Raw genomic sequence first — 21,607 nt, 5'->3', positions numbered from 1 at the left:
TCAGCGCCGCGGCTCCACCGCCATCAGCCGCTCATAGGCGGAATATTCCTTTTCGAGCATCTGCCGGGTGGTGAAGTTGGCAAGCACATGTGCCCGGCCGTTCGCACCCATCGTTTTCAGGCGATCCGGATCGGCAAGCGCCTCGCCCAGCGCGGCGGCAAGCGCTGCGACGTCGCCGGGCGGCACCAGCCAGCCGGTCCTGCCGGGCAGAACCGTCTCCCGGCTGCCGCCGTGATCGGTCGCGATGACGGGCGTGCCCATCGCCTGCGCCTCGATCGCGGCACGGCCGAAGGCTTCCGGGTCGGTCGAAGCCGAGACCGCGAGATCTGCGGCGGCGAGGACGGCGGGGATATCCCGTCGGCTGCCGGTGAAGGTGACGCGGCCGTCGAGGCCGAGGCGTGCCATGTCGCGCTGAAGCTCGGCAACGAGTGCCTCCGAGCCGCCGCCGACGAAGGCGAGGCGAAGGTCGGGACGGTCGAGGCGTGCGGCGGCCTCCAGCAGCACGGCATGGCCCTTCCACCGCGTGACGCGGCCGACCATCACCACCAGCGGGCCACGCTCCGTGGCGCCGAGTTCACGGCGCAGGGCGCTGCGTGTTTCGGCCGGAATGCGTGCCGGATCGAAGAGATCGGGCTCGACGCCGCGCGGGGCGACGATCACGCGCTCTAGCGGGAAGCCGTAGACAGCGACGATGTGGTCGCGGATGAACTGCGAATTCGCGATGACCAGAGGCACGCGCAACATGGCGCTGTTGTAGAAACGCTTGAGGGCGTTGCCGTGGCTGTAGACACCGTGGAAGGTCGTCAGGAAACGCACCGGCCGTCGTGCCAGGCGGCAGGCGAGAAGACCGACCCAGGCCGGTACGCGGCTGCGGGCATGGATGATGTCGATGCCCTCGGCATCGACCAGCCGCGCGACGGCCCGTGCGGCGGAAACAGCGGAAAAGAGTGATTTCTTTCCGACCGGCAGCGCGACGTGCCGGGCGCCTGCGGCTTCTGCCGCGGCGACGAGCGGGCCGCCCGCGCTGGCGATCCAGTTCGGCAGGTCGAGTTCGCCGAGATGGCCGGCCATCTCCACGGCGCTGCGCTCCACGCCACCGTCGCCAAGCGCGGGAAGGAGCTGGAGGATGCGCGGTCCGGCGGCCGCCGTGCCCTGCTGCGGAGGCGTCAGGAAGTCCCTGATCTTGTACTGCCAGGTCTGCTCACGGGCGTGCCGACGGGCGCTTTCGCCGAGCCGGAGCCGGAGGTCGCGGTCACCGAGGAGCCTGTCCAGCGTTGCCGTCACGGATGCCGTATCGGCGCCGTCGCACAGAAGGCCTGTCTTGCCGTCGATCACGGCATCCGCCGCGCCACCCTCGCGGCCGGCAAGGCCGGGGGCGCCGTACCAGGCGGCTTCCAGATAGACGAGGCCGAATCCCTCGACGGAATTGCCCTCGCGGCGCGCCGGCATGGCGAAGACGTCGGCGAGTTCCAGAAGAGCCGCCTTTTCCGTATCCGATACGCGGCCGTGGAAGATGACGGCGCCGGCGATGCCGGCGTCCCTGGCGAGGGCTTCGAGCCGGGCGCGGTCCGCGCCGTCGCCGGCGACGTGCAGGGTCAGGCCGGGATAGGCCGGGTGCAGCGCCGCGACGGCCTCGATGAGCCGGTCCACGCCCTTGCGCGGCTCCAGCCGGCAGAGCGTCACGACCTGCAGTCCGTCGCCATGGGCTGTCCGTAGTGCCGCCAGCCGGTCGGGATCGGCCGGAGCCTGTGCCGGCACGGTGGGGGTGACGGTGCGCAGCCGGCCAGCCGCCACATAGGGCGCGGCAAGGCCGGCGGTGAAGCTGGAATTGGCGATGACGTCCTTCGCCTTGGCCATCGCCGCCTGGATGCGCTGCGCCTTGCGCGGGGTGGGGGCGGCAGGAAATTCCATGCCATGGGCGAGCACGGTGACCGGAACGGTGTCCACACCCAGGTTTTCCACGCTTTTCCAGGTATCGGCGATAATCCGGTCATAGGCGCCGGCGCGCACGAGGCGCGCAGCATCCCGCGCCTTGCGCCAGCGCCGCAGCGGTTTCCATCCGGAGAATCGGGCAATTCCGTAGGGACGTTCCTTGTCGGAAGCATCGGGCTTGCCGTCGGCCAGCACGGTGACGGCATGGCCGCCCTCCTGCAAGGCAAGCGCCATCGAGCCCATCATGTTCTCGATCCCGCCGACGACAGGGGGAAAGCATTGCGTGAGGATGAGAATGTTCATGGGGTGCTGGGGCTCGAAAATGCGGCGCGGTCGCGGAACTCCTATCACCGCCGACCGATATGGTCTATGGAGGCGCCGGCGCGCAATCGGCGCGTTCCAGTGGAGATGATGCGGATGCAGACGATCGTATGCATGAAATGGGGCACGCGCTATCCGGCGGATTACGTCAACCGCCTGTGGTCCATGATCAAGCGCAATACGGTTCGTCCGACGCGGCTCGTCTGCTTCACGGAAGATGCCGAAGGCATCGATCCCGCGGTCTCCGTCTTCCCGCTGCCGCCGATCACCATTCCCGAGCGCGTCGCCTGGAAGCCGTGGCGCAAGATTTCGCTGTGGCAGGCGCCACTGGCCGACCTTGAGGGCGACGTGCTGTTCGTCGATCTCGACGTGGTCATCACCGGGCCGCTCGACGATTTCTTCGATTATGCGCCCGGCAAATTCTGCATTGCGGAAAACTGGACGCAGCTCGGCCAGGGCATCGGCAACACTTCGGTCTACCGCTGGACGGTCGGCACCAACACGCATGTGTATGACGACTTCATCCGCGACCCCGACGCCAAGGTCAACAAGCACACGATTTCGCAGCGCTACGTTTCCGCCGCCGCCGAAAACATGACCTACTGGCCGGGCGGGTGGTGCGTCAGTTTCAAACACACGCTCTTGCCGCGCTGGCCGCTGAACTTCTTCAAGGACGTGCCGCTTCCCTCAGGCACGCGCATCGTTGCCTTCACCGGCAAGCCCGATCCCGACGAGGCCGTGATCGGGCAATGGCCGGTCTCGGCCTGGTGGAAGAAGGCCTACAAGCATGTCCGGCCGACGCGCTGGATCGACGAGAACTGGCGCTGAGACGCACGACGTTCCCGATTTCTGATGCCGTGCCTTTCTATTGCTTGAGGGTATCGAGGTACCAGCGGTAGGCGCGGGCAATTCCGTCGCGAAGTTCCGTGGCGGGCTTCCAACCCATCGCCGCCAGCTTGGCGTTCGACATCAGCTTGCGCGGCGTCCCATCCGGTTTGGAGGGATCGGTCTCGATCCGCCCCTTGAAGCCGACGACCTCGGCGACGAGCCGCATGAGGTCGAGAATGGCGATGTCCTCGCCAGAACCGACATTGACGTGTTCGTAGTCCTCGTAATTCTTGAGCAGGAAGACCAGCGCATCGGCGCAGTCCTCGCTGAACAGGAACTCGCGGCGCGGCGATCCGGTGCCCCAGATCGTCACATGGTCCAGGTCGGCCAATTTCGCCTCATGCGCCTTGCGGATCAGCGCCGGCAGCACATGGCTGGTCTTGAGGTCGAAATTGTCGTTCGGGCCGTAGAGATTGGTTGGCATGGCCGAGATGAAGCGGGCGCCGTGCTGCTTCATATAGGCCTGGCAGAGCTTTATGCCGGCGATCTTGGCGATGGCATACCATTCGTTGGTCGGCTCCAGCGCGCCGGTCAAAAGTGCGCTCTCGGTGATCGGCTGGGCGGCGAATTTCGGATAGATGCAGCTTGAGCCGAGGAAGAGCAGCTTCTCGACCCCGGCCTCGTGCGCCGACTTGATGACGTTCATCTCCATCGCGAGATTGCGCTGGAGGAACTCCACGGGCTCGCGGTCATTGGCAAGGATGCCGCCGACCTTCGCCGCCGCCATCACCACCGCCTGCGGCCGCTCCGCCGCGAAGAAGCGCTCGACATCCGCCTGCCGCTCGAGGTCCACCGTGTCGCGCGGCGCGGTCAGTACCGTGCAGTTCTCCGCTGCCAGCCGCTTGGCGATGGCGCTGCCGACCATGCCGCGATGACCGGCGACGAAGACGCGTTTTCCTGCAAGGTCGTACATTCAGAGACGGCCCTTTTCCGCATAGTTTCTCTGCATGAGCTTCAGGTCTTCCCGCACCATTTCGCGGGCAAGCTCGTGCGCGCCCGTTTCATGACGCCAGCCGAGCACCCGCTCGGCCTTCGAGGGATCGCCGAGCAGGAGATCGACTTCCGTCGGGCGGAAGTAGCGCGGGTCGATGGAGACGAGCTGCTTGCCCGTCGCCGCATCATAACCCTTCTCATCGACGCCCACGCCCTCCCAGCGGATGGCGATGCCGGCTTCGGCGAAGGACCATTCGGCAAACTGGCGCACGGTGGTCGTCTCGCCCGTCGCCAGCACATAATCGTCGGCCTGTGCCTGCTGCAGCATCAACCACATGCCGCGCACATATTCCTTCGCATGCCCCCAGTCGCGCTTGGCGTCGAGATTGCCGAGGAAGAGCTGGTCCTGCTGGCCGAGCGTGATGGCGGCGACGGCGCGGGTGATCTTGCGTGTCACGAAGGTCTCGCCGCGCAGCGGGCTTTCATGGTTGAAAAGGATACCGTTCGAGGCATGCATGCCGTAGGCTTCGCGATAGTTGACGACGATCCAATAGGCGTAGAGCTTTGCCGCGGCATAGGGCGAGCGGGGATAGAAGGGTGTCGTCTCGCTCTGGGGAACCTCCTGCACCTTGCCGTAGAGTTCCGACGTGGACGCCTGGTAGAAGCGCGTCTTCTTCTCGAGGCCGAGGATGCGGATCGCTTCCAGCATGCGCAGCGTGCCGATGGCGTCGGCATTGGCGGTATATTCCGGCGTCTCGAAGCTCACCTGCACATGGCTCTGGGCGGCAAGGTTGTAGATCTCGTCCGGCTGGGTCTGCTGGACGATGCGCACGAGATTCGTCGCGTCCGTCATGTCGCCGTAGTGCAGGAAAAGCTGCGGGTCCGGCTCGTGCGGATCCTCGTAGATGTGCTCGATGCGGCCCGTGTTGAACGAGGAGGACCGCCGCTTGATGCCATGCACGATGTAGCCCTTGTCGAGCAGCAGCTGCGCCAGATAGGCGCCGTCCTGGCCCGTCACACCCGTTATCAAAGCCACCGGTTTCTTGGACACGTCTGTTCTCCAGGATGAATGCGGGTTTTGAAGCAATTCCGGCAAAAGCGTCTAGCGGCTATGCGTCCGGAAATGCTGGAAGATACTCTAGCGTGCCAGCAGCCCGGCAATGCGATTTTTCAGGTGCAGCGCCTCGCGGAAGACGAAATCGCCGGCCGTCAGCAACGGATGACCCTGCCGCGCGGCCCGCTGGCTTTTCAGTACGGCCTTGCCTTCGCCCTTCGGACGGGTGCCGTTCTTCTCCACCACATCGGCGATCAGTGCGACGAGGTTGTGGTCTTCCAGCACACGCCGCCGCGCTTCGCGGATGGCGGGCAGCCGCTTTTCATATTCGTTGTTGTCGATCGCCTCGCGCATGATGCGCCAGGCCTCGTCCGGCTTGCGGATGTCGATGGCGATGAAGCTCTCGGCCGGAAAATAGTCGGCGGCGTTCGGTGCACCGAAATAGAACGGCAGCGACAGGCCCAGAAAGGGGTCGGCCAGCTTTTCCGTGAAATGGTGCGGGGCGAGGTGGTTCTCGATGGCGATGTGGTACTTGTAGGGATCGATCGATTCCGCCTTGTCGTCGACCGGCTTATGGCCGCGGCCGAAGACGTCGAGATCGGGCATGCGGGCGGCCATGGCCTGCGTGAAATCATAACGCAGCCGGTGCAGCGTATGACCCTGCCGCTTGGTCGAGCAGACCGTGCCGATGACCTTGGTCTTTTCCGGAAAATGGCCGGCAATCTCGTCGGCGGTCACCAGATGACGGCTGCCTTCGCCATAGAACCAGCGCAGGCCCGCCTGGCTCCAGATGCGGCCGGGATGGCGGAGCGCAAAGGGTTCCTGGCTTGTTACCACATGGCCGAACTGCCGCGTGAAAGCGCGGCCGTAGATCTTGATGCCCGACGGCTCGGTGGTGAAGAGGATGGTGTTTTCGGGTGCGCAGGCGAGATCTTCCACCCGCATCGAGCGACGCTCGTTGCCGGCCGACGGCAGGTTCTCGTAGACCGCCAGCCAGTCGTAGTCGCGCGCCTCGGGATCGAAGGTGAAGACGAGGCCGCGCGATGCGGAGAAACCGGACGGCACCTGCCGGGCGAGGGGACTTATGCCATGGGTCCGGTTGACCCGGTCCATGACCTTGACCACCGTCGGGCCGGTGCCGTTCTTGCCTGTGGAAAGCATGGGGCTCCCTTGTCCATCACCCCCAGGTGACGGCGAGGATCTCGTAGGCCTTGGAGCCACCCGGCGCGTTCACCTCGATCGAATCGCCGACTTCCTTGCCGATCAGCGCACGGGCGATCGGCGAGGAGATGGAGATGCGGCCCTGCTTCACGTCGGCCTCCTGGTCGCCGACGATCTGGTAAACCTTCTCTTCCTCGGTGTCCTCGTCGACAAGCTTCACCTTGGCGCCGAACTTGATCTTGGAGCCGGACATCTTGGAGAGGTCGATCACCTCGGCGCGCGCGACGAAGTCTTCAAGCTCCGTGATGCGGCCTTCATTGTGGCTCTGGGCTTCCTTGGCAGCGTGGTACTCGGCATTTTCCGACAGGTCGCCATGGGCGCGTGCCTCGGCAATCGCCTCGATGATTCGCGGACGCTCTTCCTGCTGACGCCAGCGCAGTTCTTCCTGCAGCTTGACGAAACCGCCCTGAGTCATCGGTACCTTTTCAACCATTTTATCTTGTCCTTCAGCCCGCGCCGCCCAAGCTATCGCCTGCGCGAACGCAAAAAGAAAACGGTCTCCAGAGAAGATTCTCCGGAACCGTCGAAAGCAATTGAACGACCCTTATAACAGATTGAGTCGTCCGAAAGCCAGTTTTTTCGCCGCAGGCCGGCCTCCGCCCACAATTGGTCGAGCAAACATCCGTTGCAGGTGTGTCGTCGATCTCTCGGATGACGTGTGGGCCCGAGATAGGGAGGACAGGCGGAAAACAAAAGCCGGGCGACGGGCGCCCGGCTTTTGCGATCCTGTGGAGAAGGGTCTTTCTCAGAAATAGGCCTGAAGCGGCCGTACTTCCAGCTGGCCCTGCTTCAGGGCCTTGATCGCCTTGGCGGCGGCGTCGGCGCCGGCCATGGTGGTGTAGTAGGGCACCTTCTGCATCAGCGCGGCGCGGCGCAGCGACTTCGAATCTGAGATCGCCTTGTTGCTGTCCGTCGTGTTGATGACGAGCTGGACCTGGCGGTTGCGGATGGCGTCTTCGACATGCGGACGGCCTTCCTGCACCTTGTTGACCTTGACCGCCTCGATGCCGTTTTCGGCGAGGAAGCGGGCGGTGCCCGAGGTCGCCATCACCTTGAAGCCGATCTCCGTCAGAAGGCGCACGGTGCCGAGCACGCGCTCCTTGTCGCCGTCCCGCACCGATACGAAGACCGTGCCTTCACGCGGCAGGTCGACGCCGGCGCCGAGCTGGGACTTGGCGAAGGCCAGCGCGAAATCCGTGTCGAGGCCGATGACCTCGCCGGTCGAGCGCATTTCCGGGCCGAGCAGCGTATCGACGCCCGGGAAGCGGGCGAAGGGGAAGACGGCTTCCTTGACGGCGATGTGCTTCAGGTTGCGCGGATCCGGCTTCTCGCCATAGGCGGCGATGGCGGCGTCGAGCGTTTCGCCGGCCATGACGCGGGCAGCGATCTTGGCGATCGGTGCGCCGATGGTCTTGGCGACGAAGGGCACGGTGCGCGAGGCACGCGGGTTCACTTCGAGAACGTAGATTGTGCCGTCCTTGATGGCGTATTGCACGTTCATCAGACCGCCGACATTCAGCGCCTTGGCCAGCGCCTTCGTCTGGCGCTCCAGCTCGTCGACGATCTCGTTGGAGAGCGTGTGCACCGGCAGCGAGCAGGCCGAGTCGCCCGAATGGATGCCGGCTTCCTCGATATGCTCCATGATGCCAGAGACGAAGACGTCCTTGCCGTCGCAGAGCGCGTCCACATCCACTTCCACGGCGTTCGACAGGTAGCTGTCGAAGAGCAGCGGGTTCTTGCCGAGCAGCGTGTTGATCTGGCCGGTCTTGTCGTTCGGATAGCGCTGCTTGATGTCCTCCGGCACCAGTTCCGGAACCGTGTCGAGCAGGTAGGTCTGCAGCATCGATTCCGAATGGATGATCTGCATGGCGCGGCCGCCGAGCACGTAGGACGGGCGCACGACCAGCGGGAAACCGATCTCGCCGGCGATCAGGCGCGCCTGTTCGACGGAATAGGCGATGCCGTTGTTCGGCTGGGTGAGGTCCAGCTTCTGCAGCAGCTTCTGGAAGCGGTCGCGGTCCTCGGCAAGGTCGATCATGTCAGGCGCGGTGCCGAGGATCGGGATGCCGTTCTTTTCCAGGGCCTCGGCAAGTTTCAGCGGCGTCTGGCCGCCGAATTGCACGATGACGCCGACGACTTCGCCGTTGGTCTGCTCGGCCTTGAGGATCTCGATGACGTCTTCGGCCGTCAGCGGCTCGAAATAGAGGCGATCGGACGTGTCGTAGTCGGTCGAGACGGTTTCCGGGTTGCAGTTGACCATGATCGCTTCATAGCCGGCATCCTTCAGCGCGAAGGCGGCGTGGCAGCAGCAATAGTCGAACTCGATGCCCTGGCCGATGCGGTTCGGGCCGCCGCCGAGGATAACGACCTTCTTGCGATCCGAAATGCCGGCCTCCGAGCGCGTCGCGCCTGCGAACGGCGTCTCGTAGGTCGAGTACATGTAGGCGGTGGGCGAGGCGAATTCGGCTGCGCAGGTGTCGATGCGCTTGAAGACCGGGCGCACATTGAGGCCGTTGCGCAGCTCCGCGACTTCCTTCGGGCGCTTGCCGGAGAGTGTGGCGAGGCGCGCGTCGGAGAAGCCCATGGCTTTGAGCATGCGCAGGTTCTCGGCGTCCTCAGGCAGGCCGTGCTCTCGGATGCGGGTCTCCATGTCGACGATGGCCTTGAACTGTTCGAGGAACCACGGGTCGATCTTCGAGCCTTCGTGCACCTCTTCCAGCGTCAGACCGAGACGCAGCGCCTGGGCCACCATGCGCAGGCGGTCCGGCGTCGGCGTGGAGATGGCTGCGCGGATGGCGTTCTTGTCGTTGCCGTCGCCAAGGCCGGGGATCTCGATCTCGTCGAGGCCGGTGAGGCCGGTTTCGAGGCCGCGCAGCGCCTTCTGCAGCGATTCGGCGAAGGTGCGGCCGATCGCCATGACTTCACCGACCGACTTCATCGCGGTCGTCAGCGTCGGCTCGGCGCCGGGGAATTTCTCGAAGGCGAAACGCGGGATCTTCGTCACCACGTAGTCGATCGACGGCTCGAACGAGGCCGGGGTCGCGCCGCCGGTGATGTCGTTCTCCAGTTCGTCCAGCGTGTAGCCGATGGCGAGCTTTGCGGCGATTTTCGCGATCGGGAAGCCGGTCGCCTTCGATGCCAGGGCGGAAGAGCGCGAGACGCGCGGGTTCATCTCGATGACGACGAGGCGGCCATTGGCCGGGTTGACGGCGAACTGCACGTTCGAGCCGCCGGTCTCCACCCCGATCTCGCGCAGCACCGCGATCGAGGCGTTGCGCATGATCTGGTATTCCTTGTCCGTCAGGGTCAGGGCAGGGGCGACCGTAATCGAATCGCCCGTATGCACGCCCATCGGGTCGATGTTCTCGATGGAGCAGATGATGATGCAGTTGTCCGCCTTGTCGCGGACGACCTCCATCTCATATTCCTTCCAGCCGAGGACGGACTCTTCGATCAGCACTTCCGTCGTCGGCGAGGCGTCGAGGCCGGAATTGACGATCTCGAAGAATTCCGAGCGGTTGTAGGCGATGCCGCCGCCGGTGCCGCCGAGCGTGAAGGACGGGCGGATGATGGCGGGCAGGCCGATGACGTCGAGCGCCTGCGCGCCGATCGCCATGGCGTGGCTCATGTAGCGCTGCTTGCGGTCGGTCTCGCCGAGGTTCCATTGGTTCTCCAGCTCGTCCAGCGCCTTGTCGAGGGCGTCGCCGGAAAGCTCGGCTTTCAGCTTGGCGCGCTCGGCCTCGTGGACCTTGCGGTCCTGATCCTTGATCTCGGTGGCGTTGGCGAGCAGCGAGCGCGGGGTTTCGAGGCCGATGCGGGCCATGGCTTCGCGGAAGAGGGCCCGGTCCTCGGCCATGTCGATGGCGGCGGGCTTGGCGCCGATCATCTCCACATTATAGCGGTCGAGCACGCCCATGCGCTTGAGCGAGAGGGCGGTGTTGAGCGCCGTCTGGCCGCCCATCGTCGGCAGAAGCGCGTCCGGACGCTCCTTGGCGATGATCTTGGCGACGACCTCGGGGGTGATCGGCTCGACATAGGTGGCGTCGGCAAGACCCGGGTCGGTCATGATCGTCGCCGGATTGGAGTTGACGAGGATGACGCGGTAGCCTTCCTCCTTCAGCGCCTTGCAGGCCTGGGTGCCGGAATAGTCGAATTCGCAGGCCTGACCGATGACGATCGGCCCCGCGCCGATGATGAGGATCGATTTCAAATCTTGGCGCTTGGGCATCTCTTTATCCGTTCTCTTCGCTTCGGCCGCGTGCGCGAAAAACCGGCATGGCGATGGGTTCACCGGGCCGGGCGCGCAAAAATGGTCTTTCAAGGCTAGAAGCGGCTTATAGGCAAATGCGCGGGCGAGCGGAACCCCGAAAATGGAGCAATCGACAGGAAATATGCTGGCCCGCCGCACGGGCAGCCTCAGGCGCGCGCGCCGTCGATATAGGCCTGGATCGAGCGGCCAACCTCCGCGACCAGCCGCGCGTGTGGCAGCGCCACGACGGGGGGTAGCTTCAGCACGTAGCGGGTGAAGGCGAGGCCGAGGATCTGGGTTGCCACCAGACCGGCGACGGCGGGCGTGTCCGGTCCGGCCAGCCGTGCGATGGCGGGAGCGACCTGGGTTGCGAAAATCTCGTGCAGCCGCGCGGCGGCCAGCTCGTTCGATGCGGCCGAGCGCAGAGCGATCGGCAGGGCGGTGGTGCCCCCGTCGCCTTCCCATACGGTGAGGAAGTGTCGGACCAGCGCCTCGCCCACCGCGTTGCGGGGAAGGACGGAGAGATCGGGCAGCCGGAGATCGAGATCGGCCGCGCGGGCAAACAGGGCGTCCTTTCCGCCGAAGTAGCGGATCACCATGGCCGGGTCGATCGCGGCGGCGGCGGCAATGTCGCGTACGGTCGTGCCGTCGTAGCCCTTTTGCGCGAAGAGCAGGCGCGCGGCCTCCAGAATAGCCTGACGGGTACGGTCGGACTTCGTTTTCTTCACGGGAGAATCGGTCATGGTGTGAAAATGCCAACGCATGTTGACAAATTCAAGCGCGCGACATAAAAGTCAACGTATGTTGATTTATACGGAGCGCAAACCATGGTGCCGCAGGAAACTGATGTGCTGATTGTCGGGGCAGGGCCGACCGGTCTTGCGTTGGCCGCTACCCTGCAACAGGCAGGCCTGCGGCCTGTCATCATCGATCGTCTTGCCGCCGGTCAGAATACCTCGCGTGCCGCTGTCATCCATGCCCACACGCTGGAGGTTCTGGAGCGGCTCGGTGTCACGGACGCGCTGGAGCGCCGTGGCCTGCAGCTCACCCGCTTCGCCCTGCGCGACCACGACAAGGCGCTGCTGGAACTCGACTTCTCCACGTTGCCGTCGCGCTACGCCCAGATCCTGATGATCCCGCAGGACGAGACCGAGGCGATTCTTGCCGACCGGCTGGCGAGCCTCGGCGGCACCGTTCTGCGTGGCATTACGGCGACGCGTATCGAGCGCGATGCGACCGGGGCGGTGGCTCACGTCGATACGCCAGAGGGGCCGCGGACCATCCGCGCCCGCTATGTCGTCGGCGGCGACGGTATGCACAGCGTCGTGCGCGAAGCTGCGGGCATCGCCTTCGACGGCGAGAGCTACGCCGGTTCCTTCGTGCTTGCCGATGTCCATATGGACTGGCCCCTCAGCGCGGAGGTGACGCTGTTCTTCTCGCCGGAGGGCATGGGCGTGGTCGTGCCGCTGCCGGGACACCGTTATCGCATCGTGGCGCCTGTCGGGGACGCGCCCGAAGCGCCGGATGCGGCTTTCGTGCAGGCGCTGCTCGATGCCCGCGGCCCGCGCAAGGTTCCGGGCCGCGTGCGGGATGTTTTGTGGAGTTCGCGCTTCCGCGTGCACCACCGCGTCGCCGCGCGCTACCGGTCCGGCCCGTTCTTCGTCATGGGCGATGCCGCCCATGTGCACAGCCCGGCCGGCGGGCAGGGCATGAACACGGGGCTTGTCGATGCCGTCGTGCTCGGCCGCCTGCTTGCCGACGTCCTTCTCGGCAAGGCGCCGGAAGCGACGCTCGACCTTTATGAAGAAAAGCGCCGCCCGGCCGCGGTGGAGGTCCTGGAGCTTGCCGGCCGATTGACGCGGATCGCGACCGTGCGCAGCCTCGCCGGCCGTATTCTGCGCAATCTTGTGCTGCGCGTCGTGGGGGCCTCGCCGGTGTTCCGCCGCAAGCTGGTGCTCAACCTCTCCGGCCTCGCCCGCAAGGGGCTCGGGATGGTTCCCCCACGCTGAGTTGCGTGCTGTCCCCACCTGCCTATTCAGTCCGTCGCAAGAAGTCCCGGCAACTCCTTGAGGACGCTGTCCCGTGCGCGTAGGCTCGTGCGCGGTTCCTGCTTCCTTTCGTCCTGTATCAGCCGGGCGAAGACGACGGTGCGGTCGTCGCGGCGGGCCCAGCCGACATACCAGCCCCACGGCCGGGCATAGTCGAGATTGCCGTCGGCCTTGCGGGGATAGGCCATGCCCGTCTTGCCCTGCGCGCGCCAGCCGTCCACAAGGTCGCGCCGCTCCAGGACCTCCATCGCCTGGTCCATGGCATCGGCGGAGACCGGCAGTTCATGGTTCACCAGCTTCTTCAGGAACGCCACCTGCTCGCGCGGCGAGATCTTCAGCGAGGAGGCGATCCAGGCGCGTTCCAGCCCGTTGTCCTTGCCCGGGTCGCCCGTCATGTCGGCATTGCCGTAGCCGAAGGCATCGGCATAGTCGCGCAGTTGCTCGTGGCCGAGGAACTCGGTGATGCGCTGCGAAAACCAGACGATGGAGAATTCCATCCAGCGCTTGGGCGTCGCCGGCTGGCGCCAGGCATCGCCGCCCCAGTCCGGATAACCCTTCACGAAGGGCAGGACCGGCTCGTTCGCATCTTCCAGGAAACCGGAATCGTAACCCATCACGGCGAGCGGTATCTTGAAGGTGGAGGCGGGCGTCACGCGACTCTCGCAGTCCCCTTTTTCCAGGATGACCTCATCATTCATCGCATCGGCGACGATTGTACAAATAATGCGGGCCTCGGCCGGCGCGCCGAAGCCTGCGGCCAGCAGGATACCGGCCGCGAAAAGACGCATGTCCATCACGTTTTCCTCGAATTTTGAAGAGCTTGTGCATTCTGGATAGCAATGTCTTGATGGGCTTGCAAAAGATCAATACTGGTCTTAGCCATTAGGAAAACTAGGGCTTCGCCATGGTTCGGCCATATCTGCCGTTGAACGCCTTCCGCGCCTTCGAGGCTTCTGCCCGCCATCTCTCGTTCACACGGGCCGCGATCGAGCTGAATGTCACGCAGGCCGCCGTCAGCCACCAGGTCAAGAGCCTGGAGGAGCAGCTGAACGTCGTGCTCTTCAAGCGCCTTCCGCGCGGGCTGATGATCACGGCGGAGGGGGAGAGCCTGCTGCCGGTGCTGCGCGACAGTTTCGACCGAATGGCCGATGCGGTGGAGCGGTTTCGCGGCGGCCATGTGCGCGAAATCCTGACGGTCGGGGCCGTCGGCACCTTCGCCGTCGGCTGGCTCCTGCCGCGCCTTGCGGCGTTCCGCGAGCGCCATCCCTTCGTGGAGGTGCGGCTGTCCACCAACAACAACCGGGTCGACCTTGCCGCCGAAGGGCTCGACTTCGCCATCCGCTTCGGCGCCGGCGCCTGGCACGGCACGGATGCGGTGCGCCTCTTCGATGCGCCGCTCTCCGTGCTTGCCATTCCGGCCGTCGCCCGCGCTCTCAGGGAGCCTGCCGATCTTCTCGGTCTGACGCTGCTGCGCTCCTACCGCCGCGACGAGTGGACCCGCTGGCTCGAGGCTGCCGGCCTGCCGCGTACGCCGCCGCCGCAGAATGCGATCGTCTTCGACACGTCGCTTGCCATGATGGAGGCCGTGCTACAGGGGGCCGGCGTCGGTCTTGCCCCGCCGCTGATGTTCTCGCGCCTTCTGGCGGCCGGCGCCGTCGTCCAGCCGTTCGATACCAGCCTTGCGCTCGGCAGCTACTGGCTCACCCGACTGCAATCGCGCAGCCTCAGCCCCGCCATGGCCGCCTTTTCCGCCTGGCTGGCCGCGACGGTGGCCGAGGAGGGGCTGAGCTAGGCTTGCAGGTCCGGCATGACCAGCACCTTCACCTCGCCCGGCCGCGGCGGGTTGGCGATGGCGTCCGGCAGCTCATCGAGGCCGATGCGGCGGGAGACGAGGCAGTCGACCTTTATCGTGCCGGAGGCGATCAGGGCCGCGGCGCGGCCATGGGTGAAGGGATTGAGGAAGGAGGTGAGGATCCTGACCTCGCGGAACAGCAGGTCGAAGGGCTCGAACTCCACCTTTTCGCCCTGCGGCATCACGCCGAGGATGACGACCGTGCCGCCGTTGCGGGCAAGCTTCGGTGCTTCGGCAATGGTCTCGGCCACGCCCGCGCATTCGATGACGACGTCTGCGCCGCCGGGCAGCAGGCCGTCCTTGCCGGCTATGCCCTCGATGGTGTTTCCCGCAGCCGGGTCGAAGGTTTGGGTGGCGCCGATCTCCCCGGCGAGTTTCCGGCGCACGGCCTGGCGGGTGACGAGGACGACCGTGGTTGCTCCGGCGAGGCGGGCGAGCTGTACGGCCAGCATGCCGATCACCCCGCCGCCCAGAACCACGACGGTGCTGCCGGGCTTGATGTCGGCCATGTCGGTGCCATGCAGGCAGCAGGCGAGTGGCTCGCAGAACGCGCCGTGTTCCGGCGGCAGCGAGAGCGGCAGTTGATAGGCCTGCTTTTGCGGCACCAGCACATAGTCGGCAAAGCCGCCGTCGCGGTGGATGCCGATCGCCTGCAGGGACTCGCACAGATTGACGCGGCCGCGCCGGCATTGTGAACAGCGGCCGCAATGGATGTTCGGGTCGCCGGTGATGCGCATGCCGGGGCGGAAACCGATGACGTCCTTGCCGGTGGCTTCGACGATGCCGGAGAATTCATGGCCGAGCGTCACCGGCGGCCGGCAGGGGAACTCGCCGTGGAAGAGGTGGCGATCCGTGCCGCAGATGCCGGCGGCCTCGATGCGGACGAGAAGATCGTCCGGGCCGGGCACCGGCTTTTCCACCATGCGCACGAAGAACCCGCCGATCGCTTCCAGCCGCGCCGCTTTCATCCCGTCCTCCCGCTTTCCTCAAGGAGATAGGACCTGCAACGGCGCGGCCGGTCAAGGCCGCTCCGTCTTCACGTCAGGTTGCGGCGGCGCTCCAGCTCGGCATCCGTCGGCGTGTCGAACTCGAAGGAGCCTGTCGTCACCTCGCCGGCGCGGGCATATTTGCTGATGACGATGCCGTTCTCGCTACTGCGCGAACTCACGAGCGTCAGGGTCCGGGGGAAGGAGGCGTCGCCAAACAGCCGCTTGCCCTTGCCGAGAATGACCGGGAAGGTGAAGACGTTGATCTCGTCGACGAGATCGTTCTCGAACAAGGCCTTGAGAAAGCCGGTCGATCCCTGCGTCAGGAGGTCCGGCCCGTCCTCGCTCTTCAACGCCTTGACGGCGGCAAGCGCGTCCGGGCCAAGCACATGGCTGTTCTGCCAGGTGGCCTTGAAGGCCGGATTTCGGGTGGCGACATACTTGTTGATGCGGTCGAACAGCGGGCCGATCGGATCATCGGCGCCGGCATAGGGCCAGTGTGCGGCAAAGATATCGTAGGTCTTGCGGCCGAGCAGCAGGTCGAAGGGTTTTGCGAAAAGTTCGCCGATCGTCGCGCCCGCCGTTTCGTCGAAGAACGGGGCGACCCAGCCGCCGAACCGGAAGCCGCCGATCGGGTCCTCCTCCGGCCCGCCCGGCGCCTGCATGACGCCGTCGAGGCTGACGAAGGCGCTGACAACAATCTTTCTCATGGATCTTCTCCCGATGGTTTGATGGTCCGATATCTAGAGACGCAGGAAAGAACGGCGATCCGACAGGCGTGCAAAAATTCAGCCCCAGCGGGCACGCACCGCTTCGGCGCAGCTGCGGCTGACCGGGATTTCCTGCCCATCCCTCAGAAGGATCGCCAGCCGGCCCTCCGTCCGCAGCAGCCTGTCGACATGGGCATCGGCCACGAAATGCGAGCGATGTACCTTGAGGCCCGGCGTGTCGCCGCATTCCGCCAGCGCGTCGGAAAAGCGCAGCAGGATCAGCTCGCGGCCGCGACTTGTCGTGACCTGCGTATAGTGGTCGGCGACGGTCATGTGCAGGATGGGCCCGCGGCTCTCCGGCTTCAGCCGGCGCATGAGGGGAATTTCGGTCCGGTCCTCCGGAGCTGTCGCCGGTGGGGACGCGGCGGCCAACGCCTCGGTCTGCTTGCTGCTCATCGTCATGAAGGTGAGCGCGCAGAACAGCGCCGAGAGGAGAAGCCCCGTTGCGATGCTTTCGGCGATCCTTTCCGGGGTCAGCGTGCCGCCGAAGGTCATCAGGCTGATCGCCTCCGTGGCCAGTCCGACAGGCGCGCTGGCCACCACCGTGCCGAGCGCCATGCGGGGCAGGAGGGCTGGCACCTTCCGCCGGAAAAGCGTGTTGACGGCGACGATGGCGACCACCGCAATGCCCCAGGCGACAGCGTGCAGCACGAGCCAGAAGCCGAGCCTCGGCACGGTCGCCAGCCGCTCGCCCGTGCCGTAGGGGCCGGTCACCCAGAAGATCAGCACGACGGCGCCAAAGGTCGCCCAGAAGCGCGGGGCGCTGAGGAAGACCTGCAGTTCACGAAGCGCGGATTGCAGGAGAGGGCGTTCCACGAAGTTTACCGTCCGTTCGGGCCAAAGCGTTTGAGGCGGCCCGATCAATGGCGGAAGACGGCGGCGAATTCAACCATTCCGGAGCCCGCTATGACTCTCGAGCCGCTTCTTGCAGCCCCGCCTGCCGTGCAGTTTCATGTCGCCACCGTCCTGCCTGCTGCGGTGCTGGGCGCCGTCCTGCTCGCCCGCCCGAAGGGCACAGCCTTGCATCGCTGTCTCGGCAAGGTCTGGCTGCTCCTGATGGTGCTGACGAGTTTTTCGACCTTCTTCATCCACGATCTGAAGACGGTCGGCGATTTCAGCCCGATCCATCTGCTCTCGGTCTATGTCATCGTCGGCAGCGTCCCTGCGATCCGCGCCGCCCGCCGTCGGGATATCCGCGCGCATCGCGGTCATGTCGCCGGCATGTATTTCGGCGGCATCGTCGTCGCCGGGCTGTTCACCCTCGCGCCCGACCGGGTGATGGGTGCGATGATCTTCGACGGCGCCTCCGGCTTCACGAGCGTGCTCGCGGCTGCGGTCGTCAGCGCGCTCCTCGTTGCGGCGGGGGCTCTTGCGGCGCGCCAGGCCGGCTGGGTGGAGCGTTTCGAGGCGGTTTTCCGTCGGCGCTGAGGCCTGCTTTTCGTTTTGCATGGTGGCGCGGCAGGCCCTATAAGTCGTTGCTGAGGAACGAATTCATGCGATGAGCGTTCGTCGGCAATCAATTCGGGGAAATGCGCCATGGAATGGAAAGGTCGTCGCCAGTCGGGCAATATCGAGGACCAGCGCGGAGCCGGTCCTTCGGCGGGAGGGAGCAATCCGTTCGGCCGCGGCAATGGCGGTTTTCGCATTCCGATGGGTGGCGGGCGCCGTGCCGGCGGTGGCATGAGCATCGGCACCATCATCTTCCTCGTCGTCATCTATTTCGTCTTCAAGGCGATGGGCATCGACCTGTTGCAGGTGATGGGCCAGGGCGGCGGGCAGGTCAGCATGCCGGGCTTCGAGCAGACGGAAAGCGCCAGCCGTCGCGCCTCGCCGCAGGAAGAGGAAACCAAGGCCTTCATGGCGACGGTTCTCGCCGAGACGGAAGACACCTGGAACGGCATCTTCCAGGCGGCCGGCGAGCGGTATGAGGAGCCGAAGATGGTGCTCTTCTCGGGCTCCGTGCAGTCGGCCTGCGGCTTCGCCTCGGCGGCTTCCGGCCCGTTCTACTGCCCGGGCGACCGCAAGGTCTATCTCGACATGAGCTTCTTCGACGAGCTCGCCGGCAAGTTCGACGCGTCCGGCGACTTCGCGCAGGCCTATGTCGTCGCCCATGAAGTCGGCCACCACGTGCAGAATCTCACCGGCGTGCTGCCGCGCTTCAACCAGCAGCGCCAGCGCATGAGCGAGGTGGAGGCCAACCAGATGTCGATCCGCGTCGAGCTTCAGGCGGACTGCTATGCCGGCATCTGGGGCAAGTATACCGAGCAGAAGGGCCTGCTGGAGCGGGGCGACCTGGAAGAGGCGCTGAACGCCGCCACGCAGATCGGCGACGACACGCTGCAGAAGCGCATGCAGGGCTATGTCGTGCCGGAAAGCTTCAACCATGGCACGTCCGAGCAGCGCCGCCGCTGGTTCAAGCGCGGCTTCGACACCGGCCGGGTCGATGCCTGCGACACGTTCAAGGGCGATGTATGACGGAAGCGCCGGCAGCATTGCCGCTGTCGGCGACCTTCAGGTCTTCTTCGACGATCAGGGCATATTTGGTCGTGTGCGTCAGGGCGACGGCGAGCGCGATAGCAAGCATCGGCACGGCGATCGCCAGATTGCCGCGCAGCTGCCAGAAGAACGGCCGGTGTACCACCTTCACCCAGACGAGAAGGGCAGCCGGAAGCATACCGAAGACCAGCATGTGAACGGCAAGCTGCAGTGGCTGGAAGGACGCTTCTGCGCGGAAGACGCCGTCCTCGTCCATGCGCCAGGCAGCGGCTGCCGCGACGAGAAGCAGCGCCACGAAGAGCGGCTTCATCACCTGTTTCCAGGACGCGGCGACACAGGTCGCGATGAAAAGGCAGAAGACCCCGCCCGTCACCAGCGCGAGCGTGCCGGGGCGGGCGCCGAGCAGCGCCCAGCTCTCCGTCCAGAAGTCGCGGCTGGTGACGAGGAAGAGGTAGAGGCTGGTCACCAGGCTGACCGTCAGGCTGCCGAAAGCGGGTCTGGGGAAGCGAAAGCCTGCGGTTGGGCGACGTGACATTGCCGGTCCTCGGAAACGGATACGCAAGGGCCCATCTTGCCGCCCTTCGTTACCGGCGAATGACAATCGTGCCTCTTTGCGATCACTTCTCCCACGGCCAAGCTGACAGGTCGCTGACGGCTCAGGCCGCCGCGGCGGGAGACGGGCCGCGCCGTGCGGTGCGGTCCGCCCTGCGGCCTCAGGTCCGCTTCTCGCTGTCCATATGCGCCAGCATGGCGACCGGATAGCGCTCGCCTGCGGCGGCGTCCTTCGGCAGCGCGGCTTCGATTGCGGCAAGGTCGGCTGCACTGAGCACGATCTTCTGCGCGCCAAGCGCCTCGGCGAGGCGATCGCGCCGGCGGGCACCGACGAGGGGGACGATATCGACGCCCTGTGCGGCGACCCAGGCAATGGCGAGCTGGGCGACGGTTGCCCCCTTTTCGTCCGCGACGCGGCGCAGGGCTTCGACGAGCGCCAGGTTCGTGTCGACATTGCCGTCCTGGAAGCGTGGGCTGAAGGCGCGGAAATCACCGCCATTCGCCGCACCCTTCCGCCAATGGCCGCTGATCAGGCCGCGCGACAGCACGCCATAGGCGGTCACGGGAATGCCCAGCGCCCGGCAGGTCGGCAGGATGTCGTCCTCGATGCCGCGCGAGATCAGCGAATACTCGATCTGCAGATCCACGATCGGATGCACCGCCGCGGCGCGGCGGATCGTTTCGGATCCCACCTCGGACAGCCCGATATGGCGGATGTAGCCGGCCTTCACGAGGTCGGCGAGCGCCCCCATCGTCTCCTCGATCGGCACCGCCGGATCGAGGCGGGACGGGCGGTAGATGTCGATATGGTCGGTGCCGAGCCTCTGCAGGGAATAGGCGAGGAAGTTGCGAATCGCCGCCGGGCGGGAATCGTAGCCGCTCCAGGCGCCGTCCGGCCCGCGCAGCGCGCCGAACTTCACGCTGAGCACCACATCCTCGCGGCGGCAGTCTTTCAGCGCCTCTGATATCAGCATCTCGTTGTGGCCCATGCCGTAGAAGTCGCCGGTGTCGAGAAGGGTGATGCCGGCGTCGAGCGCGGCATGGATGGTGGCGATGCTTTCCGCCCGGTCGGCCGGGCCATACATGCCCGACATGCCCATGCAGCCGAGGCCGATGGTGGAAACGACGGGGCCGGCCTTGCCGAGATTGATGGTCTTCATGGCGCTTCTCCTGTGCGTGCCTTTCGATCGACGCTCTTTTACCGCGATGGGCCTTGTGCGATAATTCGACTTACTCTGAACAAGTCGTGCGGTTTTCCGAACAATGAGCCAGATCCCGCTTGCCGATCTCGATGCCTTCGTCGCCATCGCCCGGGTGAAGAGCTTTCGCGCGGCCGCCAAGCTGCGCGGTGTTTCCGCCTCGGCGCTCTCGGAGGCGATGCGGCGGCTGGAGGGGCGGCTTGATCTTCGCCTCTTCAACCGCACGACACGCAGCGTGACGCTGACGGATGCGGGTGCGCGCCTCCTGGAACGGCTTGCGCCGGCACTGGCCGAGGTCGAGGCGGCGATTGACGGGGTGAACAGCCTGCGCGACCGGCCGGTCGGCCGCCTCCGGTTGAACGTGCCCGGCATCGTCGCCCGCTTCGTCCTGCCGCCGATCGCCACGCCCTTTCTCAAGGCCTATCCCGGCATCACATTGGAGGTTGCCTCCAACGACGCGCTGGTGGATGTGCTGGCGGAAGGTTTCGATGCCGGCATTCGCTATGAAGAGGCGCTGCACCAGGATATGATCGCGGTGCCGATCGGCCCGCGCCGCCAGCGTTTCGTCGTGGCCGCCGCGCCGTCCTACATCGAGGTGCACGGGGTGCCGGAACATCCGCGCGACCTGATGCAGCATCGCTGCATCCTGCACCGCTTTGCCAGCGGTCGCGTGCTGCCCTGGGCCTTCGAGCGGGGCGAGGAGAAGATCTCGCTGATGCCGCCGGCCTGCCTGATCTCCGAATCGAACGAGGTGGAGCAGCACGCCGCCCTGGCCGGCCTCGGCATCGTCTGCACCTTCGAGGAGTTCCTGGCGCCGGCCCTTTCCTCCGGTGCGTTGCAGGTCGTCATGCCCGACTGGATCCAGACCTTCTCCGGCCCCTTCCTCTATTATCCGAGCCGTACCCTGATGCCCGCGCCGCTGCGCGCCTTCGTTGATTTCGTGAAGGCGCATCCCCCGCTGCAATAAGGCCTTTCATCAGCGGATCGCGATCAATTCATCAAAAAGTTTGCGATGTTCACGGATTGTTTCGCGGCAAAAAGTGAAATAGAAGTCGTTGCCTGACATTTTTGCCTGCATCGGCAGGCCGCTATCCTTCCTGGGGTGA

19 protein-coding genes are annotated in these 21,607 nt (G+C 65.6%); 6 read left to right on the top strand and 13 right to left on the bottom strand.

Annotation, left to right across the window (positions count from 1 at the left end; translation table 11 throughout):
- The gene (locus K0P03_RS12820; RefSeq protein ID WP_272789792.1) at nt 1-2,235 is read right to left on the bottom strand and encodes a glycosyltransferase; all 2,235 of its coding nucleotides are present in this window, start codon (nt 2,233-2,235) and stop codon (nt 1-3) included.
- A gap of 114 nt (nt 2,236-2,349) precedes the next feature.
- On the opposite strand from K0P03_RS12820, the gene K0P03_RS12815 reads away from it, so the two are divergent.
- Nucleotides 2,350-3,081, top strand: a complete 732-nt coding sequence (locus K0P03_RS12815) for a hypothetical protein (protein WP_272789791.1) — start codon at nt 2,350-2,352, stop codon at nt 3,079-3,081.
- 37 nt (nt 3,082-3,118) lie between these two features.
- On the opposite strand, the gene fcl is transcribed toward K0P03_RS12815, so the two are convergent.
- The 6 genes from fcl to K0P03_RS12785 all read right to left on the bottom strand — a co-directional run bounded on the left by fcl (nt 3,119) and on the right by K0P03_RS12785 (nt 11,341).
- Nucleotides 3,119-4,054, bottom strand: a complete 936-nt coding sequence (gene fcl, locus K0P03_RS12810) for a GDP-L-fucose synthase (RefSeq protein ID WP_272789790.1) — start codon at nt 4,052-4,054, stop codon at nt 3,119-3,121.
- Nucleotides 4,055-5,125 carry a GDP-mannose 4,6-dehydratase gene (gene gmd / locus K0P03_RS12805; protein ID WP_272789789.1) on the bottom strand — a complete coding sequence of 357 codons (1,071 nt, stop codon included), beginning with the start codon at nt 5,123-5,125 and terminating at the stop codon, nt 4,055-4,057.
- An 87-nt stretch (nt 5,126-5,212) separates the two neighbouring features.
- The gene (locus K0P03_RS12800; RefSeq protein ID WP_272789788.1) at nt 5,213-6,289 is read right to left on the bottom strand and encodes a glycosyltransferase family 10 domain-containing protein; all 1,077 of its coding nucleotides are present in this window, start codon (nt 6,287-6,289) and stop codon (nt 5,213-5,215) included.
- A 16-nt stretch (nt 6,290-6,305) separates the two neighbouring features.
- Nucleotides 6,306-6,782: a transcription elongation factor GreA gene (gene greA, locus K0P03_RS12795; RefSeq protein WP_024271251.1), complete on the bottom strand. Its 477-nt coding sequence runs from the start codon at nt 6,780-6,782 to the stop codon at nt 6,306-6,308.
- 312 nt (nt 6,783-7,094) lie between these two features.
- Nucleotides 7,095-10,577, bottom strand: coding sequence for a carbamoyl-phosphate synthase large subunit (gene carB, locus K0P03_RS12790; protein ID WP_272789787.1), 3,483 nt, complete (start codon nt 10,575-10,577; stop codon nt 7,095-7,097).
- Between the two features lie 188 nt (nt 10,578-10,765).
- Nucleotides 10,766-11,341, bottom strand: coding sequence for a TetR/AcrR family transcriptional regulator (locus K0P03_RS12785; RefSeq protein ID WP_272789786.1), 576 nt, complete (start codon nt 11,339-11,341; stop codon nt 10,766-10,768).
- An 84-nt stretch (nt 11,342-11,425) separates the two neighbouring features.
- Here K0P03_RS12785 and K0P03_RS12780 point away from each other — a divergent pair, with 84 nt between their 5' ends.
- Nucleotides 11,426-12,607 (top strand): FAD-dependent oxidoreductase, encoded by a 1,182-nt coding sequence (locus tag K0P03_RS12780; RefSeq protein ID WP_272789785.1) that lies wholly within the window; start codon nt 11,426-11,428, stop codon nt 12,605-12,607.
- Between the two features lie 26 nt (nt 12,608-12,633).
- Here K0P03_RS12780 and blaOXA read toward each other — a convergent pair whose 3' ends face one another.
- The gene (gene blaOXA / locus K0P03_RS12775) at nt 12,634-13,440 is read right to left on the bottom strand and encodes a class D beta-lactamase (protein ID WP_336314289.1); all 807 of its coding nucleotides are present in this window, start codon (nt 13,438-13,440) and stop codon (nt 12,634-12,636) included.
- A 110-nt stretch (nt 13,441-13,550) separates the two neighbouring features.
- On the opposite strand from blaOXA, the gene K0P03_RS12770 reads away from it, so the two are divergent.
- The gene (locus tag K0P03_RS12770) at nt 13,551-14,438 is read left to right on the top strand and encodes a LysR family transcriptional regulator (RefSeq protein ID WP_272789784.1); all 888 of its coding nucleotides are present in this window, start codon (nt 13,551-13,553) and stop codon (nt 14,436-14,438) included.
- Here K0P03_RS12770 and K0P03_RS12765 read toward each other — a convergent pair.
- The 3 genes from K0P03_RS12765 to K0P03_RS12755 form a co-directional block, all read right to left on the bottom strand.
- Nucleotides 14,435-15,466, bottom strand: coding sequence for a zinc-dependent alcohol dehydrogenase family protein (locus K0P03_RS12765; protein WP_272789783.1), 1,032 nt, complete (start codon nt 15,464-15,466; stop codon nt 14,435-14,437). The two genes, K0P03_RS12770 and K0P03_RS12765, sit on opposite strands and share 4 nt — an antisense overlap.
- Before the next feature lie 68 nt (nt 15,467-15,534).
- Complete coding sequence (locus K0P03_RS12760) at nt 15,535-16,194, bottom strand: dihydrofolate reductase family protein (RefSeq protein WP_023515105.1); 660 nt, start codon at nt 16,192-16,194, stop codon at nt 15,535-15,537.
- Between the two features lie 78 nt (nt 16,195-16,272).
- Entirely contained in the window at nt 16,273-17,070 is a 798-nt protein-coding gene (locus K0P03_RS12755; protein ID WP_272789782.1) for a LytTR family DNA-binding domain-containing protein, read from the bottom strand.
- Nucleotides 17,071-17,160: 90 nt separating this feature from the next.
- Here K0P03_RS12755 and K0P03_RS12750 point away from each other — a divergent pair, with 90 nt between their 5' ends.
- Both K0P03_RS12750 and ypfJ read left to right on the top strand, forming a co-directional pair.
- On the top strand, nt 17,161-17,682 hold the full coding sequence (locus tag K0P03_RS12750) for a DUF2306 domain-containing protein (RefSeq protein ID WP_272789781.1): 522 nt from the start codon (nt 17,161-17,163) through the stop codon (nt 17,680-17,682).
- Nucleotides 17,683-17,790: 108 nt separating this feature from the next.
- Nucleotides 17,791-18,729: a KPN_02809 family neutral zinc metallopeptidase gene (gene ypfJ, locus K0P03_RS12745; RefSeq protein WP_023515722.1), complete on the top strand. Its 939-nt coding sequence runs from the start codon at nt 17,791-17,793 to the stop codon at nt 18,727-18,729.
- On the opposite strand, the gene K0P03_RS12740 is transcribed toward ypfJ, so the two are convergent.
- Together K0P03_RS12740 and K0P03_RS12735 are read right to left on the bottom strand one after the other, a co-directional pair.
- Nucleotides 18,713-19,285: a phosphoethanolamine transferase domain-containing protein gene (locus tag K0P03_RS12740; protein WP_272789780.1), complete on the bottom strand. Its 573-nt coding sequence runs from the start codon at nt 19,283-19,285 to the stop codon at nt 18,713-18,715. The genes ypfJ and K0P03_RS12740 overlap by 17 nt on opposite strands.
- A 178-nt stretch (nt 19,286-19,463) precedes the next feature.
- On the bottom strand, nt 19,464-20,462 hold the full coding sequence (locus tag K0P03_RS12735; protein ID WP_272789779.1) for an aldo/keto reductase: 999 nt from the start codon (nt 20,460-20,462) through the stop codon (nt 19,464-19,466).
- A gap of 103 nt (nt 20,463-20,565) precedes the next feature.
- Here K0P03_RS12735 and K0P03_RS12730 point away from each other — a divergent pair, with 103 nt between their 5' ends.
- The gene (locus K0P03_RS12730) at nt 20,566-21,468 is read left to right on the top strand and encodes a LysR family transcriptional regulator (protein ID WP_272789778.1); all 903 of its coding nucleotides are present in this window, start codon (nt 20,566-20,568) and stop codon (nt 21,466-21,468) included.
- The last annotated feature ends 139 nt before the right edge of the window (nt 21,469-21,607 follow it).

This window comes from Shinella sp. HY16, from assembly GCF_028534175.1.
GTDB lineage: Bacteria > Pseudomonadota > Alphaproteobacteria > Rhizobiales > Rhizobiaceae > Shinella.
Note: the sequence above shows the minus strand (reverse complement) of the source record. Positions and strands in the feature narration are given on the sequence as shown.

What these genes read in the sequence shown, in the direction of transcription:
- K0P03_RS12820 (WP_272789792.1), bottom strand. Translation starts at nt 2,235, where the DNA reads ATGAACATTCTCATCCTCACGCAATGCTTTCCCCCTGTCGTCGGCGGG.
- K0P03_RS12815 (WP_272789791.1), top strand. Translation starts at nt 2,350, where the DNA reads ATGCAGACGATCGTATGCATGAAATGGGGCACGCGCTATCCGGCGGAT.
- fcl (WP_272789790.1), bottom strand. Translation starts at nt 4,054, where the DNA reads ATGTACGACCTTGCAGGAAAACGCGTCTTCGTCGCCGGTCATCGCGGC.
- K0P03_RS12800 (WP_272789788.1), bottom strand. Translation starts at nt 6,289, where the DNA reads ATGCTTTCCACAGGCAAGAACGGCACCGGCCCGACGGTGGTCAAGGTC.
- greA (WP_024271251.1), bottom strand. Translation starts at nt 6,782, where the DNA reads ATGGTTGAAAAGGTACCGATGACTCAGGGCGGTTTCGTCAAGCTGCAG.
- carB (WP_272789787.1), bottom strand. Translation starts at nt 10,577, where the DNA reads ATGCCCAAGCGCCAAGATTTGAAATCGATCCTCATCATCGGCGCGGGG.
- K0P03_RS12785 (WP_272789786.1), bottom strand. Translation starts at nt 11,341, where the DNA reads ATGACCGATTCTCCCGTGAAGAAAACGAAGTCCGACCGTACCCGTCAG.
- K0P03_RS12780 (WP_272789785.1), top strand. Translation starts at nt 11,426, where the DNA reads ATGGTGCCGCAGGAAACTGATGTGCTGATTGTCGGGGCAGGGCCGACC.
- blaOXA (WP_336314289.1), bottom strand. Translation starts at nt 13,440, where the DNA reads ATGGACATGCGTCTTTTCGCGGCCGGTATCCTGCTGGCCGCAGGCTTC.
- K0P03_RS12770 (WP_272789784.1), top strand. Translation starts at nt 13,551, where the DNA reads ATGGTTCGGCCATATCTGCCGTTGAACGCCTTCCGCGCCTTCGAGGCT.
- K0P03_RS12765 (WP_272789783.1), bottom strand. Translation starts at nt 15,466, where the DNA reads ATGAAAGCGGCGCGGCTGGAAGCGATCGGCGGGTTCTTCGTGCGCATG.
- K0P03_RS12760 (WP_023515105.1), bottom strand. Translation starts at nt 16,194, where the DNA reads ATGAGAAAGATTGTTGTCAGCGCCTTCGTCAGCCTCGACGGCGTCATG.
- K0P03_RS12750 (WP_272789781.1), top strand. Translation starts at nt 17,161, where the DNA reads ATGACTCTCGAGCCGCTTCTTGCAGCCCCGCCTGCCGTGCAGTTTCAT.
- ypfJ (WP_023515722.1), top strand. Translation starts at nt 17,791, where the DNA reads ATGGAATGGAAAGGTCGTCGCCAGTCGGGCAATATCGAGGACCAGCGC.
- K0P03_RS12740 (WP_272789780.1), bottom strand. Translation starts at nt 19,285, where the DNA reads ATGTCACGTCGCCCAACCGCAGGCTTTCGCTTCCCCAGACCCGCTTTC.
- K0P03_RS12735 (WP_272789779.1), bottom strand. Translation starts at nt 20,462, where the DNA reads ATGAAGACCATCAATCTCGGCAAGGCCGGCCCCGTCGTTTCCACCATC.
- K0P03_RS12730 (WP_272789778.1), top strand. Translation starts at nt 20,566, where the DNA reads ATGAGCCAGATCCCGCTTGCCGATCTCGATGCCTTCGTCGCCATCGCC.